Genomic DNA, 17,861 nt, shown 5'->3' on the forward strand with positions numbered 1-17,861 from the left:
CTCTATTGGCATCAGTAAACAGGCTGTACATCAGCAGGCAAAAAGGCAGGAAAAATTTGATACAAAACTTGCAGCTTTGATTCTGGATGCTGATGAACTAAGGCGGGAACATCCGGGTTGTGGAGTTGAAAAAATGTACTATACATTAAAACCTGACTTCATTGGTAGAGATAGTTTTATAGAGATTTTCATGCAGTTGGGCTATCGTTTAGGCATCAAAAAAAATTATAAAAGAACTACAATTGCCTCAAAGATTTATTTCCCTAACGTTATAAAAGGAATGCAAATATCATCTCCTTCTGTGCTCTGGCAATCAGATCTCACTTATATTCCAATTGAAGGAAAGTTCTACTATGCCGTGTTTATTATAGATGTTTACACCAAGAAAATTGTAGGTTTTAGTGTATCAGATCATATGCGTGCTTCAGCCAATTTAAAAGCTTTAAAAATGGCATTGAAAAATCACCATCCCCCAAAGGTTCATCATTCGGATAGAGGAAGTCAGTACACTTCAAGGGATTATATTGATTTATTAAAAGCCCACAACTGTACAATAAGTATGAGTACATCTGCTCAGGACAACGCTTATGCAGAACGTATCAATAGGACCATAAAGAATGACTATATCCAATATTGGAATCCAAAGGACTTTGAACAGCTTAAAATGTTTATTAAAAAGGCGGTCAACCATTATAATACCAAACGACCTCATAATGCAATTGGAAGAATCTCTCCTCAAAAATTTGAAGAGAATTGCAGACAAAATATGAAATTTAATAAACCTATTTTGAATATATTTAACAACGAGATATTAAAGAATAATACGGTCAACTCTATTTAGGGATTTACATGTCTTGGTTCTTGACTCTTGATTCTTGATTCTCGATTCCCCTACAAAAACGTAGAATCAAAATAAAACGGCAGCAGATCCTTGATGGAATGTACCTTCACCACTTCATCATTCATGCTTGAAAAATAAAGATCGATGTCTTCATTCTGCTTGGTTTCGTATTCTATTAAGCTTTGTCGGCAGGCTCCGCAAGGTGGAATCGGAGGATTTTTCTCATGAAATTCCTTTGGACCGCCTACTACAAAGATCTTCTTCACTTTCATATCCGGAAAGTTGGCGGCTACCCAGAAAAGAGTCGTTCGTTCTGCGCATAATCCTGATGGATAGGCTGCATTCTCCTGGTTGTTTCCGGAGTAAATTTCACCGTTTTCAAGTAGAACGGCACATCCTACCAGGAAGTTGGAATAAGGGGCATAGGCATTTTCACGGGCCTGGATTGCTCTTTTAAAAAGAGTTTTTTCTATATCGTTCAGTTCACTGCTATTTTTAAAGTGCTCGTAACTGATCTGTATGTCTTTTTTCATATATTAGTCAGACTAAAAAGGGGGGCTAAATTTACTTCTTTTTCATCAGCTGGACAATGTTTTTTTTATCCATCATTAAATTGAAATTCAAAAAAATAAAATGCTATATACACCAATACAATTCAGAAATATAGAGCTAAAAAACAGATGGGTGATGTCTCCCATGTGTATGTACTCATGCGAAAATGGCCTGGCCAATGATTTCCATTTTGTGCACTATGGAAGCAGATCTCAGGGCGGAACAGGATTAATTATGGTTGAAGCCACAGGAGTAGAGCCGCGCGGAAGAATTACCAATCACTGTATGGGAATCTGGAATGATCAGCAGGCAGCAGAACTCGGAAAAATCGTTGATTTTGTTCACACGCGGTCAAAAAGTAAGATAGGAATCCAGCTTGCCCATGCCGGAAGAAAAGGTTCCACCTGGAACAATCTGCAGATCCCGCTTGAGGAAGGTTGGGAGACCATTGCACCGAGTGCTATTCCATATCACCCTTCCGAAAGAATTCCACACGTTCTTACCGTTGAAGAAATCAAAGAGCAGATCACAAATTTTAAAGAAGCGGCCAAAAGAGCCGTAAAAGCAAGTTTTGATCTCATAGAAATTCACGGGGCTCACGGGTATCTGGTTCATCAGTTTTTATCACCGCTTTCCAACATCAGGACAGATGAATATGGAGGGAGTTTTGAAAACAGGATCCGTTTTCTTTTGGAAATTGTAGATGCTGTGAATGAAGAACTCAACGAGAATGTTGCTCTTTTTGTAAGGATTTCCGGCACCGAATATGCTGAAAATGGGTGGGATATTAACGATAGTGTAGAGCTGGCTAAGATTTTAAAAGAACATTCCGTAGATCTTATAGATGTTTCAAGCGGAGGAAATATTCATGGAGCTAAAATACCTGTATTTGATGGCTATCAGGTTCCTTTTTCATCTCAGGTTAAAAACGAAGCCGGAGTGAAAACCGGGGCTGTAGGTTTGATCACCAAAGTGGAGCAGGCAGAAGAGATCCTTCAGAAAGGAGAGGCAGATCTGATCTTTGTGGCGAGGGAGATTCTGAGAAACCCTTATATTGCTGTGCAGGGATCATTTGAGATGAAAGAAGACTGCTTCTTCCCACATCAGTATACCAGAGCAAAAATTTCATCATAGCATTCCGGATGGAGATTGAAGACTTTATGCTGACCTGTCCCAGTAAGAAATTTCTGGGAATAGAATGTCTGGGATGCGGTGCCCAGAGAGCTATTGTGCTTGTATTTGAAGGCAAGTTTTCAGAAGCTTTTCATCTGTATCCGGCCGTTTATACATTGCTCTTGTTTTTGTTTACATTAGGCCTGAGTTTTGTAGATAAAAAAAGGAAGTACGGAAATATTCTGATGATCATGGTGGGTGTCAATCTGGTTATTATGATCGTATCGTATTATTATAAACATTTTTATCTGCATGCCCACTGATAAATGAAAGATCAAAATGGGACAATATTTTTTGATAAGCAATGAAGAGGTCTGAAAAAAAGTCGTAGAATTACTACAAAATGTAAATCTCTTCCCTAAAAACTTTTTAAATTAGAGCATGAACTCTATCTTTGTTAGACTAACTTTATGAAAAGTATAATCGTAAATGATTAAAATATAAGAATATGGCAGGAAATTCAAGAGGAATCTTAAAATTCAATGGAGGTGAAGGACAAAAGTTGTTAAAGCTTAATTACAGCGTATCTAGATCTACTGATGTTTCAGGACGTGTAGCGTCTGACCCGTCAAATGCTTTGATCAAAGTAACCGTAGAAGCAACTGAAAAATCTGATATTCTGGAAAGCTTACTGAATGGGAAATACAAGCCTACAAATGGTGAAATTACATTCAATAAATCTCATGAAGAAGGAACATTGATTACCCTGAAATGGGAAAACGGATACGTAATTCAACATGAAATGGATTTTGATGCCGTTGACAGTAATAGTATGCTGGTAAGCTTTGTTATAAGTGCAGAAACTATTTCTTACGGAAATTCACTTTACGAAGGATTCTGGCCGTTAAGCTAGGTCCCGAGTAGTAAAAAATATAAAGAGACTGTCCCTCAAGACGGTCTTTTTTTACCTGTTGTGAACGTTATTTTCTGACAAGGAATCTTTGTTTGTTTTCAAAAATTCCCTATTTGATGAATAATATACACATTTTAACACAAATCACTTTATAAAATATGTCTACTACACCAGAACAACCAAAGGGTGCAGCTTTTCGCCCGGCACAGAATGCAGATGGGGTATCCGAGAATCATCATACCGGCATCAACCGTCTGGTAAAGCTTTCCTTAGTCATAGAAGGGAAAATTATCAAATTTTATAAGCATTTTAAACTGAAGCAGAGTACCCAGCGTCATCACGAATTTACGCTGACTCTGGCTCATGATACTTTGGGAGACCGCCAGACCCATTCACTGGAAGATGCCAATAAATTTCTAGGGAAACGTCTTACGGCAGTTATTTCCTATAAAGATATAGAGAACAGCCCGGAACGAACCTTTGTGGGAATCATCACCGGAGTGGCATTCAGTCAGGAAAAAATGAGTCTTGGAAACATTGTGCTTACCGGATGCAGTCCTACTATTCTGCTGGACGGAGCCGCCCATATTCAGAGTTTTGGAGGAAACCAACCTGTCAATATGGGAATCATTGCCGAAGAAGTGATCAAACAGGGAATCGACAGAGGCCGTTTCGATATCAGAATCGATGCCAATAATTTTTCCCAGATCATCTACAGCAGCCAATACGACGAAACCCACTACAATTATCTGGCAAGAATGGCCGAAGCATATGGCGAACAGTTTTTTTATGATGGTGAAGTCCTGCATTTCGGGAAACTTCCGCCTCAGAATAAACCGATTACCCTGACCTACGGAAGCAGTGCCAATGATATTAAGGTGGAACTGAAAGCTGTACACACCAAACCCCAGTACTACGGGTACAATAGCAACAAACATGAAAAACTTACTTCAGGTTCTACACCCATCCAGCATGTAAGTGATATTGCAAAAACAGCTTACGATCACAACAACAGCATCTACAAAACCCCTGCGCTTCAGATAGCGCCTATCAAAGCCTCCACTCATCTTGATGTGGAATATTCACAGAAAAGTGCTTCAGGAAGTGAGGCGGTCAATGTTTTCTCTATTTCAGGGAATACTACGGTTCCATTCCTTCATCCGGGATGTGTAGCCGATGTTCAGATGCGTAAACAGGATTCCAATGAGACATCCTATTTTACAAGAATTATGATCACGGAAGCTGAACATGAAATTGATACAATCGGTCATTACAAAGGAAGCTTTGCAGGAATAGCAGCAGATACAGGATTTCTTCCGAGACCGGAATACAGAATTCCTAAAGCAGAACCACAAACTGCCATCGTTATCTCCAATACAGATCCGGAAGGACAGGGAAGAATACAGGTGCAGTTCGACTGGCAGACCAGCGATACCACCCATTTTATCAGAATGATGAGCCCTGATGCGGGAGGAACAGATCAGATATCGCAGAACAGAGGTTATGTAGCCATTCCGGAAGTGGGAGATCAGGTGATGGTGAATTTTGTTCACAGCCATCCCGACAGACCTTTCGTTATGGGAGGTATGTTTCATGGAGGAATCGCTTTAGGAGGCGGTATCAATAATCACCTGAAGTCTATCCAGACCCGAAGCGGAATCAGGATTCTGATGAATGACGAAGAAGGAAGCGTAAAGATTATGGATCCCAGCGGAAACATCTATTTTATGGATGGCGCAGGAAATATCAGCATGAAAGCTCCTAAAAACTTTACACTGAATGCAGGAGATAATATCAATATCACCGCCGGAAAAGAAATTTCGATCAGTGCGGGAGAAGGCATCAACAGTTCGGCTAATAACAGCATTATTTCAACCGCAGGAAAAGATATCGTACAGACTGCTACAGGTGACATCCGCGAATCTTCGGACACCAGAACAGAAATGGTAGAAAAAGAATTCAAAAGACAATCCGAGACGTCTAATGAAATAGCCGGAGAAATATCCATGTTCAGCGAGCTTGAAAATATGACGATGCAGAGCGGCAAGATTGTAGAATTCAACAGTGCTGAAAAATCAAAACTTTTCTAATATGGCGATCATCAAAACAGCTAAAAATATACAGATCAAGGTGAATGATACGTACCATCTGAATGTAGGCAAAAAGGTTGAAAAAATTGCGCAGAAGATCAATGTGGAAGCACAGAAGAACAACCTTGTTTTGGCAAGCAATAAGAAAATAATGTCTCATGGGAACAAGTAAATTAAGAATTCTGATTCTTTTTATTGCAGGTAGTTTCTCACTCATCAATTGTCAAAATAAAAAAATGGAACAAAAATACAGCTGGCTAGGCACCGTTTCGGCACCCATGGAATATCCTATGGAAGTTTACAAAGGAGGCATCATTGCAGATGATTTCACCTACAGCTTCGATGCCATCTGGGGAACCCAAAATACAGGCTGGGGAAATGAAGGCGGAACCATGAGCGTAGAAACCCGCCAGATGGATATTCCCAATAAACTGGAATTTACCTGGTATTCTTTGGTGGAAAATACATTTTATACCGGAAAATGGGACCTGGATAAAGAGAAGATCAAAGGACTTTTTGAAAAAGGATTTATCGATCAGGATAATGGTAAACAAACGACCTACACCAATTTTATTGTTGGACTTGCTCCAAAAGGAAAAGTCGTTCTTTGGATCAACGGTCCGGGAAACCAGAAAGAAGTCGGTGTTTTTCAGGCTCATGATACCATCATTACTCAGGAAAAAGCATACGATAACGCCAAATATATGCTGAAAGAAGGTTTTGCAGAAAGAATGCTTAAAGACCCTTCCTATGAAACATTCAAGCCTGAAACCAGAGCTAAAATAGAAAAAGAAGGTTATCCCGCTCCGGATATCTATGAGGTGTACAGAGAGAAATTTAACTGGAAACCCACAGTAATCCTGCCGGAAGGAAGTGAATGGATCGATTTCGGATTTAATAATTATAACGGCGAGCAGGAAAATCTTTTCGGAGAAACCCTGACTGGTGATACTTATAAAAATCGTGCAGTTCCGAAATTCTGCGGTTTTTACTGGAGAGATAAGAATAAAAACAGATACGCTGTATGGGTGGATGCTTTTGACGAGAAAGAAATCTTTGAACTGTTCCATCAACTGGGAAAAGAAAAGAATATAGATCTTGTCATTAAAGTGAATGCAGATAATACAGGCGCGAGTTTATCATTAAAGAACGAAAAGGAAGAACTGCCGATCAAAAATTCGAAGGTCAGATTTTCCCGTAAAATAGAGTAAGAAGCAACAGTGAAAAGAATTTCTGTACCTGTTAAAATCTGTCATTAAAATTAAAATAAAACCATGCACAATAATAAATTTGGAGATTATACACCGGAAATATCCAAAGAGGAAGTGTTAGATATTACTCTTGGGGTGTTTTTTGACGGAACTTTGAACAACAAGACCAATACCATCGAAAGAAGGGATAAAACGGCCGACTACAAGAAAAACGGAGGTAAACCCAGTGACAACAACAGTTTTAATAACGACTGGAGTAATGTAGCGCGTTTATGGGATAATTACGATAAAAATTTTGGCATTTATATAGAAGGAATCGGAACGGAAGATAAGGAGGAAGATTCTATGCTAGGGTATGCTTTCGGAACTGGAGATACCGGGATCCGTGGAAAAGTTCGAAAAGGCTGCGAAGAGATCGTGAAAAAAGTAAAGAACATTAAGAGTTCGAAAAAAGCGGATAAGATTGCCGTCCTTACTTTTGATGTTTTCGGTTTCAGCCGTGGTGCTGCCGCAGCGCGAAATTTCGTTCATGAAATAGGAAAATCAAAATATAAAGCTAAAACTACCACCGTTTCATATGAAGGTATGACTGTTACGTCCCATTCGGACAGCGATGGAACCGGAGTAGAAGGCGAGGATCTTCCAAAATGGGGACATTTGGGGCTGAAATTACAGGAAGCCGGAATTGAAGTAGGCATACTGAAGGTGAGATTTCTGGGGATTTATGATACGGTTTCGTCCTATTCCAAAAACTTTTCTCCAAAACCTAATTTCCATAATGATGTGGCAGAACTGGGGCTGGATGATATTGGAAGAGCGCAAACGATTATCCATTTTGTCGCTGAAAATGAGCACAGAGAAAACTTTGACCTTACCAATGTAAGCATAGGAACAGAAAAAATATTTCCAGGTGTACACTGTGATGTAGGCGGAGCTTATGAAGATGGACCTGAAATCTGGGAAGAAGTGGAAACTTCATGGACAACAAGTACAAAATTAAAAACATTAAGACAACAGCTGATCAATGATGGATGGTTTAATGGTAAAGAGCTGATAATTACCCCCGGATTTTATCTGTCGTTAAGAGGAGAACGTGAATTTTTGAAAAAGACCTACAGCTATATTCCTTTACATTTTATGGCAGAGTACGGCGTTGAAAAAACAGTTCCGCTTAAGATAAAAAAACTTACAGACGAAACCTATTCCATTTCATCGGATGAATTGCTCGTAAGGGTGAAAGACCGCTTGAGACCTTATGCCATGGCAGATGGAAAACAATACGTTTTTAAAAGATATAAAGATGTTGAGACCGCTTACGGTGGAGCATCCATACCGGAACAGAAATACGCCGACTATCAGAGAGAAATGAAAGAGCAGGAAGACCTGAGGACTCTTAGAAATAAATACCTGCACTGGTCTGCAAGAAGAGAAGGCATCGGAATGGATCCTACCTCAGACAGACAAAGGGTAATTCATAAAGCGTAGTTACATGAATAAACATCTGGCAGTAAGAGTAGGAATTTTATTATTGGGATTTGTCCTGATCTATGTGTATGACCACTGGGACTCGTGGTTCCATCCGGTGCAATCCATAGGAGGAAACAGCGGAATGTCTATTCCGATGGATCTGGTTTTAAATCTCTGCTGGATTGTCTTATGGTGTTTATTGCTTTTAATAGAGATTATAGCAGGCTTTTTTACCAAGAATAATAAGAACAGGAGTACAAATTTAATATTGATGGCATCGGGTATCACACTGCTGATCATTTATATATTGAGCATTAAGTAAGAAAAACTGACAGAGAACAGGGATGCCGGATTATTTTTATGCAGAAATTTAACATACATACCGTCCAGACAGGGGAGAGCCTGAAAAGTATAGCTTCGCTGTACCATTTAGATGCTGGTGCTTTAAAGTTATTTCACAATAACCACTGCGACGTCAAGGATATGATCCTGATTGAGCTTACAGGCCAGAAAGAACTTTTTCTTCCAAGAACAGCGGTGACGGATAAAACGCGTTTGGTGCCGTTCGGAAGAGGAAACAACCTTACTTTTCAACCTGAAAATTCATTTTACAGATATGGCGTTTCTATCAATATGGAAAGCAACGACCGCAAGAATGAACTGAAATATGAAACCTCAGTACGGTGGCTGAAAACCGAGAGCAGGCTGCATTTTTTTGAAATAGACAGAACCTCCAACCTTTTTCTGAACGAAGAGGAAGTGAATGAAATAGCCGATCTGCTGGCCTATAAAACATCCAAGGTTTTGTATCCTCTACAGATCAGTGTAGATGAGCAGGGGAAATTCAATTCGGTGGAAAATGTTTCGGTGTTTAAAGAAAGATGGGCCGCTGTAAAAGAAGAAGTTTATAAAGAATTTGAAGGGGAAACGGTAGACAGCTACTGCGAAAAGATAGAAAAAATAATAGATGAACCGGAGGTGATCAGTCTTTATCTTAAGAATGATTATTTCATCAGAACATTGTTTTTTGGGGTTTATCAGAGTTTCGGACAGGATTATGAAACAGAGGTCACGGAAAGTTTCCCTGTGGTAGATAATCCGGTAGAACCGAAATACGAAATAAAGCTGGAAATTGATCCGCTGAAAGGAGAATCCGGTCTGGTTAATGTAGAAGGTGAAGGAAAATTAAATGATGAAAGAAGTACCTATGATTTCATCAACAAAGCTCCTTTTTCAATGATCATTGAAGATAACCCGGTGATGAATCATGAAGGGAATTTCAGGATTGTCTATTATCTGAATGGGCAGAATTTATTGGTGAAATCAATGTATTTGGAATGTGACCTGCAACTTGAGAAGAAAAAGAAAATATCAGTAGTCATTGCGATGCTGACTGAATAATTGAAAAAAAACTAACAAAATGAAAATTAAACCAAATCATAAATTATCCATTCTTGTTTTTATATTGAGCTTTAGCCTGTATTTCGGGCAAAAAGTGGAATTTAATGTCCCGAAAGATATCGAGACCTTACAGAATTCTATTTTTGATTTTAAAAACGATTTCACCCAGGACGAAGCGAAAGCTGCCGCGGCATCAGATACCAATTTTTCAACAACCGTTGATCTTTATAATCTGAAATATGAAGGTGACCAAAAAAATCCTTACCTGACTTTGGCCCTGAAGAATGGCGCTAAATCTAAACAGTTTATCCAACAGGCCGTATGGAATGTCAATATGAAAAAGGTTTCTGCGAAAAGCACAAAAGTCACTGTTTTTCTTGAAAAAGTAATTCCGGACAGCTGGTCGAAAAAAGAAGTAGATACCAAACTGACTAAATCCACCGGGAAAGTAGAGAAAGAGATCAAAGAATTTCTTCTAAACTACAAACGCCCGGAACTTTCAAATGATGATTCATCAGAAACCGATAGCGTAGCGGCCACTACCTATACTACGGCTGTCACCACAACGGATATGATCGCAGAAAATCCAAAGCAGGAAAAAAAATCAAAAAAACTACAGAGTCTGTTCGGGAAAAAACAGTTTATTGCGTTACCGGCAACGTCCGATACCTTTACAAAATTGTTACAGGTACAGCCCACTCAACCAGAATGTAAAGACTGCAAAGGCGGAAAATATTCCAACTGGGATTTCGACGATTTCAATATGATTTATGCGAATATGAGTACCGGTCTGGAATATTATGCTATCCAGTATTACGGACAGGATATGGTGTCTGGATTACCGTATGGCCTGGTGTTTAATGACAGCTCACCATCAGAATCTAAACAAAAATTTGCAAGATATAACGCTCAGCTTTATCAGACCGTAGGAGAAACGGAAGAAAATTCAGAAAAAGCCCTGACCGTAGTGACTTTCAAGATGAATTCCTCCTTTGTCCGTCTTGAGTTTGGAAATGAATATTTAACCCGAGTAGTAATTTCAAATAAAGAATTTTAACATGGCAGAAAAACATATTGTAGTACAGGGTGCTATGTGCAAATGCCAGTTCGGACAGCTTCCGGACAAACTCAAAGTGCTCTCACACCAGAAAGAATACGCGAACGATAAAAGCGCCTCTAAAAAACTGATCGTCACCACGAAAGAAATAGGAGCGGCAACATTCGAGAAAAATACATTCGGTAACTGCATCAAAATGGGAGTTCCGCCACCGCCATGCAAAATCATGGTCACGGAGTGGAAAGATTTTTATGAAAAAGTACAGCTTAATAACGGCGGCTATATCATCGTGGAAACCAGCAAAGCCATCTGTGCCATTGCCGGAACGCCGTGTATTGAAATCATAGACCACGGACAGAGAACGGAAGGCAGCCCGCAGAATTTTAAAAATGCGGATAAGGATGTACAGCAGCAGATCAATCCACTGGTGGATTCAGAAGAAATGTATAATGAACAGCCTGCCTATGGTGGGGAAGATGGTGTAATCTAAACGACAGACAAATGGCTAAAGGAGTAAAAAAAATACAGGTTACAAAAGGACTTTACTATCCCGATATGTCGGTGAAAGGCCAGAGAGTAACGCTAAAACCTGATCAGTGGGTTTATTTTGGCGTTGAAGAATGGCTGCCCGGAACTACTGCCGAAGATAAAAAGAAAGAAATTATCTGGATGAGGCAGACCAATAATAGGAAAATCATCATCAATCAGGCACCTTCAAAAGGAGGCTACAAATTTCTGATCTCCAAACAGTTTTGCGGAAGTTATCACTATTATATTGAAGCAAGTCTGTCTGGAAAAAGAGATCCTAAAAACACTGCCGGGCTTTATGTAAAGGGCTGGTGTGATCCTAAAGTTGTTACCAGCAAATGGACGACTCAAAGAGGAAGTAAAACCAGCATCAAAAACCAGAATAAGATCAATTTTATTTCTTACGGACACGTAGTTTATCTTAATCTGATGACGGAAGGCCTTAACGGAAATACCTTAACGATAGAGCTTTGGAATCAGCAGACTGCAAAAAAAGATAAGCTGGTTCATGTCTACAATAATGTTCAGGTCATAGACGGAGAGGTTAATTTAAAAATAGAAAATACCTACTCATGGATGGCTCATGTAGATAACATCCAGAATGTAGAAGAATTTTATATCAAAGTAAAAGATACCGCTTCCAAACAGTACATTAAAGATAATTTAGGTGATGATCTTCACGCCATTTATCTGAATGTAAAAAATAAAGTGGTCACCACCAATGCCAATGTCAGCAAGAATCAAACCCCTACGAAAGTATACAAACCGGATGTAAATTCCGTCCGTCAGGAACCTTGCCGCTTTGAAATGATCAAGATCACCGAAAGTGAAGTAAAAGACGGGAAAGCCAGTAATACAACGGTAACTGTTTTTGATAACGGTAAAGGAATTAAAAAAATACAGTCAGCTGCCCTTCAGGAGCGTATAGAGAGAACAATCTATTATAAATTTGATTCTACGGTCATTGATAAAGACGGGGTAGCCATTCTCAATAACGTGCTCAAGTTTCTTTTAGAACACAAGGATTCAACCATGAATCTGAGTGGTTATGCCTGTGTGATCGGAAAACAGAATTACAATAAAGGACTGTCCCAGAGAAGAGCCGATGTTGTAAAGAAATTTTTTGCAGATGGCGGCCTTGATCCAAGCCGGATTATTTCTGTCGGGAAAGGAGAAGTAGATCCTACAGACGATAAAATGGGCAAGGATAATATCCGGTTCAAAAATGAAAGAGATTATGAGAGTAACCGGAGGGTAGATATTTCTTTTGTATTCAATGCTCATGATGCCCAGACCATTAATTATGAAGTCGTAGCTCCAACGGAATCAACGAAAAAAGATCTCACAATCGATATCTCCGGATTTGATACCAATGAATGCTACCACGGAAGTAAAAACAAGCATAAAAAGCAGATCCTGATGACCGACGTAGGTCAGGCGGTAGATAAAGGAGATACCAAACAGACTTTTGCCCCATCGTCTTTTAATTATAAAGTCTACTCGAATATGTCAAGGTTCAATGCTGCTCCCATACAGTATATCTGGCCTATAGCAACCAATCCGAATCAGTTCCATATGAACATTCACAGTTGCAGATATTTCAGTAATGATAAACGAACAACGGTTTTAATTAAAGCCTATCCGGATATTAAATGGGAACTCGCACTAGAATTTCAGGTGAATGTTTCCAATTATAAAGCCTCCAATATGCCGGCAGGGAATATCTACGCCAAGCATCAGGAAAAATCCAGACAGGCGGGGTACAAAAGAATGCTATTGAATAAAGACGGAAAAGTTCCGATCAATGTAGGCGTAGGATTATCCGCAGAATGGGATGCCGGCCGGGAAAAGAGAAGCTTTACCAACGAGTTTGCAGATAAAATAGAGTTGGTCGCCAGAATGATCGCCACGGCTGTAAATATTGTTCAGAATGCCATCAACTATGCTCAGAGTGCTGCCAAAGAAACCGCTATTCCTGTTGGTTTCAATCTCAGATATCCTAAATTTACCGTTGTAGGGAAGTGGTATCTGGAAAGAGTCAATGAAAGAGCTTCTTTAAGTGTCATCGGTGAAGTAGGTTTTGGTTTCAAACCGCTGATAGGCGCTGAGGTCGTTATTGATATCATAGGCGCAGCTATTGCGGTAGCTTCTTATGGAGCAACCGGTAACCCTGCTGCTGCGAAACTTATCAATAAATTCAGAGGCGGACTTGAAAAACTGGGCGCTTCAGTGACCTTTACCGCTACATTTTATGGTGAGCTGGAAATTATGGTGGATGCCCTGAAAATTGACAGTATTAACGGGATCAATATGCAGGGTAAAACCACGATTGGAGGAAAAATGGGGGCTACCATAGAACTCAGTATCAGTATTGAAGTAGGAACGGTAAAAGGAACCAAAGCAAAACCCATTGTTACGTTTAAAGCGGCGGCCAAGGCAGATTCCTATTTTGGAGGCGATATTGTGATAGATTCTGATACGACAGGATTATTTATCCAACCTGTTCTGAAATTTTCAGGAGTCGTTCTTTCTGTAGAAATAGAAGGCGAAGTAGGTTGGTGGAAAAGTAATTTCAAAGTAGAAGAAAAGGTGATGAAAGAAGAGACTTACTATATGGATAAAAAATATTTAACTTAAATTCAGGTATGCATAATTTTAAAAAACCATTATATTCCGTTTATCCCAGAATGTATTGTTCGGGAACCATTTATGTGAATGATGTTCCTGTCATAGACTGGTACGGAGATGAGACCAAAGAAGGCGGATTCGGAGGAGATACCATGATCAACCAGGCACTGCTTCAGAGTGGGAAATATCAGGTAGTTGGAAAAATGTATCCGCGTTTGGGAAAAAATGTTTTGGATGAAGATGATACCTTATCGGTAGATTTCTTTTGTGCAGATTTTGATAACTGGAAGGCATCCCGTGCTGAATTTCGTCCTAAAATGGAATCTCCATGGGACGGACTCACAGAGAATGTTCAGCATCCCACGTTTAATGTGGCCAGCGAAATAGAAGTGGAACTTCCTTTCGTATTGGACGGTTGGCAGCATTCGGTAGATTTTATAGATGTGAAAAAAGAAGACCTCTTCAGCGATGTTTTCAAATATTATAAACAGATACGCGCTGTATTGGTTGAGCACAATGCCGGAAAGTACCTGGAAATGTCTCATGACAAGATGCAGCTTCAGGAACAGGCTTTATACTATACCGAAGACCGGAAAAAAAGGTTTTTAGACAGTGCCGGTCAGTTGTTTGGCCAGAATTTAGCTGTTGAGGAACTTAATGAGGCTGATTTGCATCTGGAAATCATGGGCTATGGTAAGTTGGTAAGACTCATGAGAAAAGACGGATCTCAGCCGCTTCAGTTCATAAGTCCCGATCTTGAAAAGCAGGGCAATATTGAAATGGAAATCAAGCTTCACATGAGAACGAAGGAAAAAGGATTCAGTATTATTTAAAATATAGGGATAATGACTTTTTTTGGAGGTTTTGTAGCTGTGGTTGTTCTGTTTTCTATATTTTTAGGATACAGGATTTTTTCAAAAATTTCGGATAAAAAACAGAATTCCGGAAAAACAGGAGGTTTTCTTGAGAAGGCCTTTCTCTTGTTTTTTGTTTCGTTAATAATGGTTTCCATTAATGGATTAGCGTTCATTTTATCCTACTCATTTTTTTGGGAGAAAGCCTACAGAACTTTTGATGAACCCCAATATACCGCTACTGTGATAGGATATAAAAAAGAAATCACAAAAGGTAAAAACTTTTCAAATTCCTCATACAGCGACAGAGTCATCTTTTTTCCAAGAGTGGAATACACCGATGCCAATGGTAAGAAAATTGTAAAAACACTGGATATTACCAGCAATGATCCGCCGGTTTTGGGAGAAAAAGTGAAAGTTACAGATACTGAAAATCAGGAGAATACCAATTCTATAGAACTGGATTGGGTAATGCTGGCCGCTGGAGGTGTCTTTACTGGGGTTGCTGCATTTTTTGCGGCACTGCTTGGTACTTACGGTACATCGGATAGCATGAAAAAAAGACTGAGATGGTCTTTGAGAGCAGGGCTGGTACTCATTTTGATCAACCTACTCTGTGTCATATTCATTTATTTAAAACAATAAAAATACTTTAACCTGTTTTCACAAAGTAAGAAAAAGGGAATGACATTAATAAATCAAAATATAAACTATTATGAAAAAAGGAAAATTCCTGATATTGATTTTCGTGGTATTGATTAATATCTGCTGCGGAAATAAATCATTTGATCTTTCATCCGTCTCTTTGGGCGAAGAAGCAACGAAGTATGATTTTGAAAATAAAGATGTATTTCTGAAAGACAAAGGCAGCAAGCCGGACGTAGTTCAATATTATGCAGATGAAAATAAAGGATTGACCTATGGAGGAATTTCTTTGGACAATACAATGGGGACAAGAATTACCGTATACAAAGGAAAAGTAGGGGCACTCGATACCAATGCAGCCGAAAAAAACTCTCTGGAATTTGTTGAAAAAATTGCAGGAAAACATGGGAAACCTACTGCTACCGTAACAGACAAGGCAACTGTAGATGCTAAAATGGTAAAGCAGATTTTTGAAAAGCTTAAAAAAGTGGCACCGGATAAAGTATCATGGAACCAGGGTGAGAAAAACTCTTTTACCTATCCTACATCTTTCTTCTGGGACGATGGGAAAAACTATTCCATCCTGAGTATTTCTATTGAAGACGATGGAAGAATCAGAAATAAATATGTAACCGTGACCAAAGATGCTTACAGGAACGATGCGGTCTTCGGATTAAAATATCCTACACCACAGGGATCTCCGTGGTATCAGTACATGAAATAAGAAACATTATTTTTAAGTAAAAAAAAGCCGGTTCAAGAATATTGAACCGGCTATATTATTTTTAGTCAGCAGATTATTTCACAATAAACTTCAAAGTAGTCTGGTCAAGTTTTAAAATATAAATTCCCTGCTCAAGATTTTTGATCTTAATAGAATTTCCATTTTTAAAAGGACTGTTAATCGTCTCAAGTGTTTTCCCCTGAAGATTATAGATCTCTGCTTTTTTGATATCCTTAGTATCTCCCTTCACGAAGATTTCCTGCCCTGAAATCGGGTTAGGGTAGACCTGAAGCTCCTGAACAGCAGTTTCTCCCACAGCAGCTTTTTGAGCCTGTCTGGCGCTTCCTGAATAGCAAGTCCATTTTAGGTCATCAATCGCTACTCTGTTGCTGGACGAACTGTTCACAAGGCTTACCGTCACATTTCCTGAAGTATTGATATTATTGATGGTCGTCGTAGTTGCAGTAGTGCTGTAAGGTACCGTTCCTACTGTAGTTCCATTTACTTTTACATCAAAAGTTCCGTTGCTTCCAGAAAACTTGAGTTGCGTAGTTACTGTCAGTGATCCGATACCGTTCGCAGAACTTCCTGAAGTTAAAGATCCTGATCTTACCGTAATAGCTTTGCTGTTGATAGTCTGGTCTGTTCTGGCATCAGTTGCAGTCCAAGAAATTCCGCTTCCTGTCCATGTTCTTGTCGTATAAGAAGCATTGGCAGCCGGAATTGTTTCAAACGTTTCGTTCACACAGCCTGTTCCTGGATTAGGTGTTCCCGGATCTGTAGGTCCAGGATTAGAAGAACCCCAGATTTGATTCACATAATTAGGATTGTCGATGAATGGGTTTCTGTTCCCCTGATAAGTATATGAAGCATTATTTCTTCCAATTTCAGCTGCCGAAACAGGATCCTGATTATGCCACGCCAGAAGCACATTCAGCTCCCAGGTCTGTAGTCCCGGAAATGTTGAACTTCCTAACATATTACCCGAAGAAAAAGTAGAAAGTTTGCTCTGATAACGGGTTACAAAATAAAAGATCATTCGGGCTACATCCCCTTTAAATTCATCGATCGGCTCAAATACCGTTCCTGCATATCCTGAAGAAGAAGAACTTCCCAGTTTGGACCCGTTTTTAGAAGTAAATGTGGCCGAACCTACCTTTCCGAAAGGATAATTGCTTCTCATTCCATTCACCTTTCCGTCCGTAGCTCTGATAAAGTGAATATCCGAAACCATCGGTGCTGATTCATTGAATAAACTTTGAGGAACAATATGTTCTCTGTTGTAGCAGTTTCCTTCTACTGAGTACGTTCCACACTGATTCGTTCCCGGAGTATATTTGTAAGGATCGGCTCCTGAAGGTTTTTCTGAATAAATATCCATGATAGAGCCGTCATTTTCGTAATTTTTGTCAATGTCAGTCGTTTTATAGCCTGTCCAAAGTCCACCGTAGCCTTTGTCCTGATGTCCGCTTGTAATGATAGAACTTAATGCCGTTTTAAGCGCGGCACCGCTTAATCCATTGGCTGAATTGTAATACCCTGCAGGAGCCTGGGCATTGGCAAACCCCGCTATTACAGTACATAAGATCAATTTTTTCATATCAATAAAATTTCTGTAAGAATACTATATTTTCCCGAATAAGAAATTACATAATTGTTAATTTTAAAATGTACCGCATGCAGTTTATCAGGATTACAGATAAAATATTTAACTGAATTTATAGCATGATATGGTAACCTGTTTTTCAGTTTCCACAATGATGGCGGAGTACAATTTTATCGGAGATAAAATCTTTGCGCCTTAAAACAATATGAAGATAAAAAATCTTTTGCGCCT

Annotated in this window: 18 protein-coding genes; 16 read left to right on the forward strand and 2 right to left on the reverse strand. The window is 39.3% G+C overall.

Annotation, left to right across the window (positions count from 1 at the left end; all coding sequences use genetic code 11):
* Window positions 1–841: IS3 family transposase (locus IW22_RS16840; RefSeq protein ID WP_117616592.1), on the forward strand; the 841-nt coding region annotated here is incomplete at its 5' end.
* Window positions 842–891: 50 nt separating this feature from the next.
* On the opposite strand, the gene IW22_RS16845 is transcribed toward IW22_RS16840, so the two are convergent.
* Window positions 892–1,374 (reverse strand): cytidine deaminase, encoded by a 483-nt coding sequence (locus tag IW22_RS16845; protein ID WP_034728716.1) that lies wholly within the window; start codon window positions 1,372–1,374, stop codon window positions 892–894.
* A gap of 100 nt (window positions 1,375–1,474) precedes the next feature.
* On the opposite strand from IW22_RS16845, the gene namA reads away from it, so the two are divergent.
* The 15 genes from namA (at window position 1,475) to IW22_RS16915 (ending at window position 16,024) form a co-directional block, all read left to right on the forward strand.
* Window positions 1,475–2,527 carry an NADPH dehydrogenase NamA gene (gene namA, locus IW22_RS16850; RefSeq protein ID WP_034728718.1) on the forward strand — a complete coding sequence of 351 codons (1,053 nt, stop codon included), beginning with the start codon at window positions 1,475–1,477 and terminating at the stop codon, window positions 2,525–2,527.
* A gap of 8 nt (window positions 2,528–2,535) precedes the next feature.
* Window positions 2,536–2,829, forward strand: coding sequence for a DUF2752 domain-containing protein (locus tag IW22_RS16855; protein WP_034728720.1), 294 nt, complete (start codon window positions 2,536–2,538; stop codon window positions 2,827–2,829).
* Between the two features lie 185 nt (window positions 2,830–3,014).
* Complete coding sequence (gene tssD, locus IW22_RS16860) at window positions 3,015–3,419, forward strand: type VI secretion system tube protein TssD (protein ID WP_034728721.1); 405 nt, start codon at window positions 3,015–3,017, stop codon at window positions 3,417–3,419.
* A gap of 158 nt (window positions 3,420–3,577) precedes the next feature.
* Window positions 3,578–5,509 carry a type VI secretion system Vgr family protein gene (locus IW22_RS16865; protein ID WP_034728723.1) on the forward strand — a complete coding sequence of 644 codons (1,932 nt, stop codon included), beginning with the start codon at window positions 3,578–3,580 and terminating at the stop codon, window positions 5,507–5,509.
* Window position 5,510: 1 nt separating this feature from the next.
* Window positions 5,511–5,681: a hypothetical protein gene (locus IW22_RS24450; protein ID WP_156122705.1), complete on the forward strand. Its 171-nt coding sequence runs from the start codon at window positions 5,511–5,513 to the stop codon at window positions 5,679–5,681.
* A 64-nt stretch (window positions 5,682–5,745) separates the two neighbouring features.
* Window positions 5,746–6,720, forward strand: coding sequence for a DUF2931 family protein (locus IW22_RS16870; protein ID WP_228384059.1), 975 nt, complete (start codon window positions 5,746–5,748; stop codon window positions 6,718–6,720).
* A 63-nt stretch (window positions 6,721–6,783) separates the two neighbouring features.
* The gene (locus IW22_RS16875; protein ID WP_034728729.1) at window positions 6,784–8,205 is read left to right on the forward strand and encodes a T6SS phospholipase effector Tle1-like catalytic domain-containing protein; all 1,422 of its coding nucleotides are present in this window, start codon (window positions 6,784–6,786) and stop codon (window positions 8,203–8,205) included.
* 4 nt (window positions 8,206–8,209) lie between these two features.
* Window positions 8,210–8,509, forward strand: coding sequence for a hypothetical protein (locus IW22_RS24265; RefSeq protein ID WP_131401752.1), 300 nt, complete (start codon window positions 8,210–8,212; stop codon window positions 8,507–8,509).
* A gap of 38 nt (window positions 8,510–8,547) precedes the next feature.
* Window positions 8,548–9,588, forward strand: a complete 1,041-nt coding sequence (locus IW22_RS16885; RefSeq protein WP_034728731.1) for a hypothetical protein — start codon at window positions 8,548–8,550, stop codon at window positions 9,586–9,588.
* 19 nt (window positions 9,589–9,607) lie between these two features.
* On the forward strand, window positions 9,608–10,645 hold the full coding sequence (locus IW22_RS16890; RefSeq protein ID WP_034728732.1) for a hypothetical protein: 1,038 nt from the start codon (window positions 9,608–9,610) through the stop codon (window positions 10,643–10,645).
* A gap of 1 nt (window position 10,646) precedes the next feature.
* On the forward strand, window positions 10,647–11,135 hold the full coding sequence (locus IW22_RS16895) for a DUF4280 domain-containing protein (protein ID WP_034728733.1): 489 nt from the start codon (window positions 10,647–10,649) through the stop codon (window positions 11,133–11,135).
* A gap of 11 nt (window positions 11,136–11,146) precedes the next feature.
* Entirely contained in the window at window positions 11,147–13,810 is a 2,664-nt protein-coding gene (locus IW22_RS16900) for an OmpA family protein (RefSeq protein WP_034728735.1), read from the forward strand.
* 8 nt (window positions 13,811–13,818) lie between these two features.
* Window positions 13,819–14,634 carry a hypothetical protein gene (locus tag IW22_RS16905; protein WP_228384060.1) on the forward strand — a complete coding sequence of 272 codons (816 nt, stop codon included), beginning with the start codon at window positions 13,819–13,821 and terminating at the stop codon, window positions 14,632–14,634.
* Between the two features lie 12 nt (window positions 14,635–14,646).
* Window positions 14,647–15,300, forward strand: a complete 654-nt coding sequence (locus IW22_RS16910; RefSeq protein WP_034728736.1) for a hypothetical protein — start codon at window positions 14,647–14,649, stop codon at window positions 15,298–15,300.
* Window positions 15,301–15,370: 70 nt separating this feature from the next.
* Entirely contained in the window at window positions 15,371–16,024 is a 654-nt protein-coding gene (locus IW22_RS16915; RefSeq protein ID WP_034728737.1) for a hypothetical protein, read from the forward strand.
* A 73-nt stretch (window positions 16,025–16,097) separates the two neighbouring features.
* Here IW22_RS16915 and IW22_RS16920 read toward each other — a convergent pair whose 3' ends face one another.
* Window positions 16,098–17,624 carry an endonuclease gene (locus tag IW22_RS16920; protein WP_034728739.1) on the reverse strand — a complete coding sequence of 509 codons (1,527 nt, stop codon included), beginning with the start codon at window positions 17,622–17,624 and terminating at the stop codon, window positions 16,098–16,100.
* Window positions 17,625–17,861: the final 237 nt, after the last annotated feature.

It is taken from the genome of Chryseobacterium sp. JM1 (genome assembly GCF_000737715.1).
In the GTDB taxonomy this organism is placed as follows: domain Bacteria; phylum Bacteroidota; class Bacteroidia; order Flavobacteriales; family Weeksellaceae; genus Chryseobacterium.

What these genes read in the sequence shown, in the direction of transcription:
- namA (WP_034728718.1), top strand. Translation starts at nt 1,475, where the DNA reads ATGCTATATACACCAATACAATTCAGAAATATAGAGCTAAAAAACAGA.
- IW22_RS16875 (WP_034728729.1), top strand. Translation starts at nt 6,784, where the DNA reads ATGCACAATAATAAATTTGGAGATTATACACCGGAAATATCCAAAGAG.
- IW22_RS16845 (WP_034728716.1), bottom strand. Translation starts at nt 1,374, where the DNA reads ATGAAAAAAGACATACAGATCAGTTACGAGCACTTTAAAAATAGCAGT.
- IW22_RS16885 (WP_034728731.1), top strand. Translation starts at nt 8,548, where the DNA reads ATGCAGAAATTTAACATACATACCGTCCAGACAGGGGAGAGCCTGAAA.
- IW22_RS16890 (WP_034728732.1), top strand. Translation starts at nt 9,608, where the DNA reads ATGAAAATTAAACCAAATCATAAATTATCCATTCTTGTTTTTATATTG.
- IW22_RS16865 (WP_034728723.1), top strand. Translation starts at nt 3,578, where the DNA reads ATGTCTACTACACCAGAACAACCAAAGGGTGCAGCTTTTCGCCCGGCA.
- IW22_RS24450 (WP_156122705.1), top strand. Translation starts at nt 5,511, where the DNA reads ATGGCGATCATCAAAACAGCTAAAAATATACAGATCAAGGTGAATGAT.
- IW22_RS16895 (WP_034728733.1), top strand. Translation starts at nt 10,647, where the DNA reads ATGGCAGAAAAACATATTGTAGTACAGGGTGCTATGTGCAAATGCCAG.
- IW22_RS24265 (WP_131401752.1), top strand. Translation starts at nt 8,210, where the DNA reads ATGAATAAACATCTGGCAGTAAGAGTAGGAATTTTATTATTGGGATTT.
- tssD (WP_034728721.1), top strand. Translation starts at nt 3,015, where the DNA reads ATGGCAGGAAATTCAAGAGGAATCTTAAAATTCAATGGAGGTGAAGGA.
- IW22_RS16920 (WP_034728739.1), bottom strand. Translation starts at nt 17,624, where the DNA reads ATGAAAAAATTGATCTTATGTACTGTAATAGCGGGGTTTGCCAATGCC.
- IW22_RS16915 (WP_034728737.1), top strand. Translation starts at nt 15,371, where the DNA reads ATGAAAAAAGGAAAATTCCTGATATTGATTTTCGTGGTATTGATTAAT.
- IW22_RS16855 (WP_034728720.1), top strand. Translation starts at nt 2,536, where the DNA reads ATGGAGATTGAAGACTTTATGCTGACCTGTCCCAGTAAGAAATTTCTG.
- IW22_RS16910 (WP_034728736.1), top strand. Translation starts at nt 14,647, where the DNA reads ATGACTTTTTTTGGAGGTTTTGTAGCTGTGGTTGTTCTGTTTTCTATA.
- IW22_RS16900 (WP_034728735.1), top strand. Translation starts at nt 11,147, where the DNA reads ATGGCTAAAGGAGTAAAAAAAATACAGGTTACAAAAGGACTTTACTAT.
- IW22_RS16870 (WP_228384059.1), top strand. Translation starts at nt 5,746, where the DNA reads ATGGAACAAAAATACAGCTGGCTAGGCACCGTTTCGGCACCCATGGAA.
- IW22_RS16905 (WP_228384060.1), top strand. Translation starts at nt 13,819, where the DNA reads ATGCATAATTTTAAAAAACCATTATATTCCGTTTATCCCAGAATGTAT.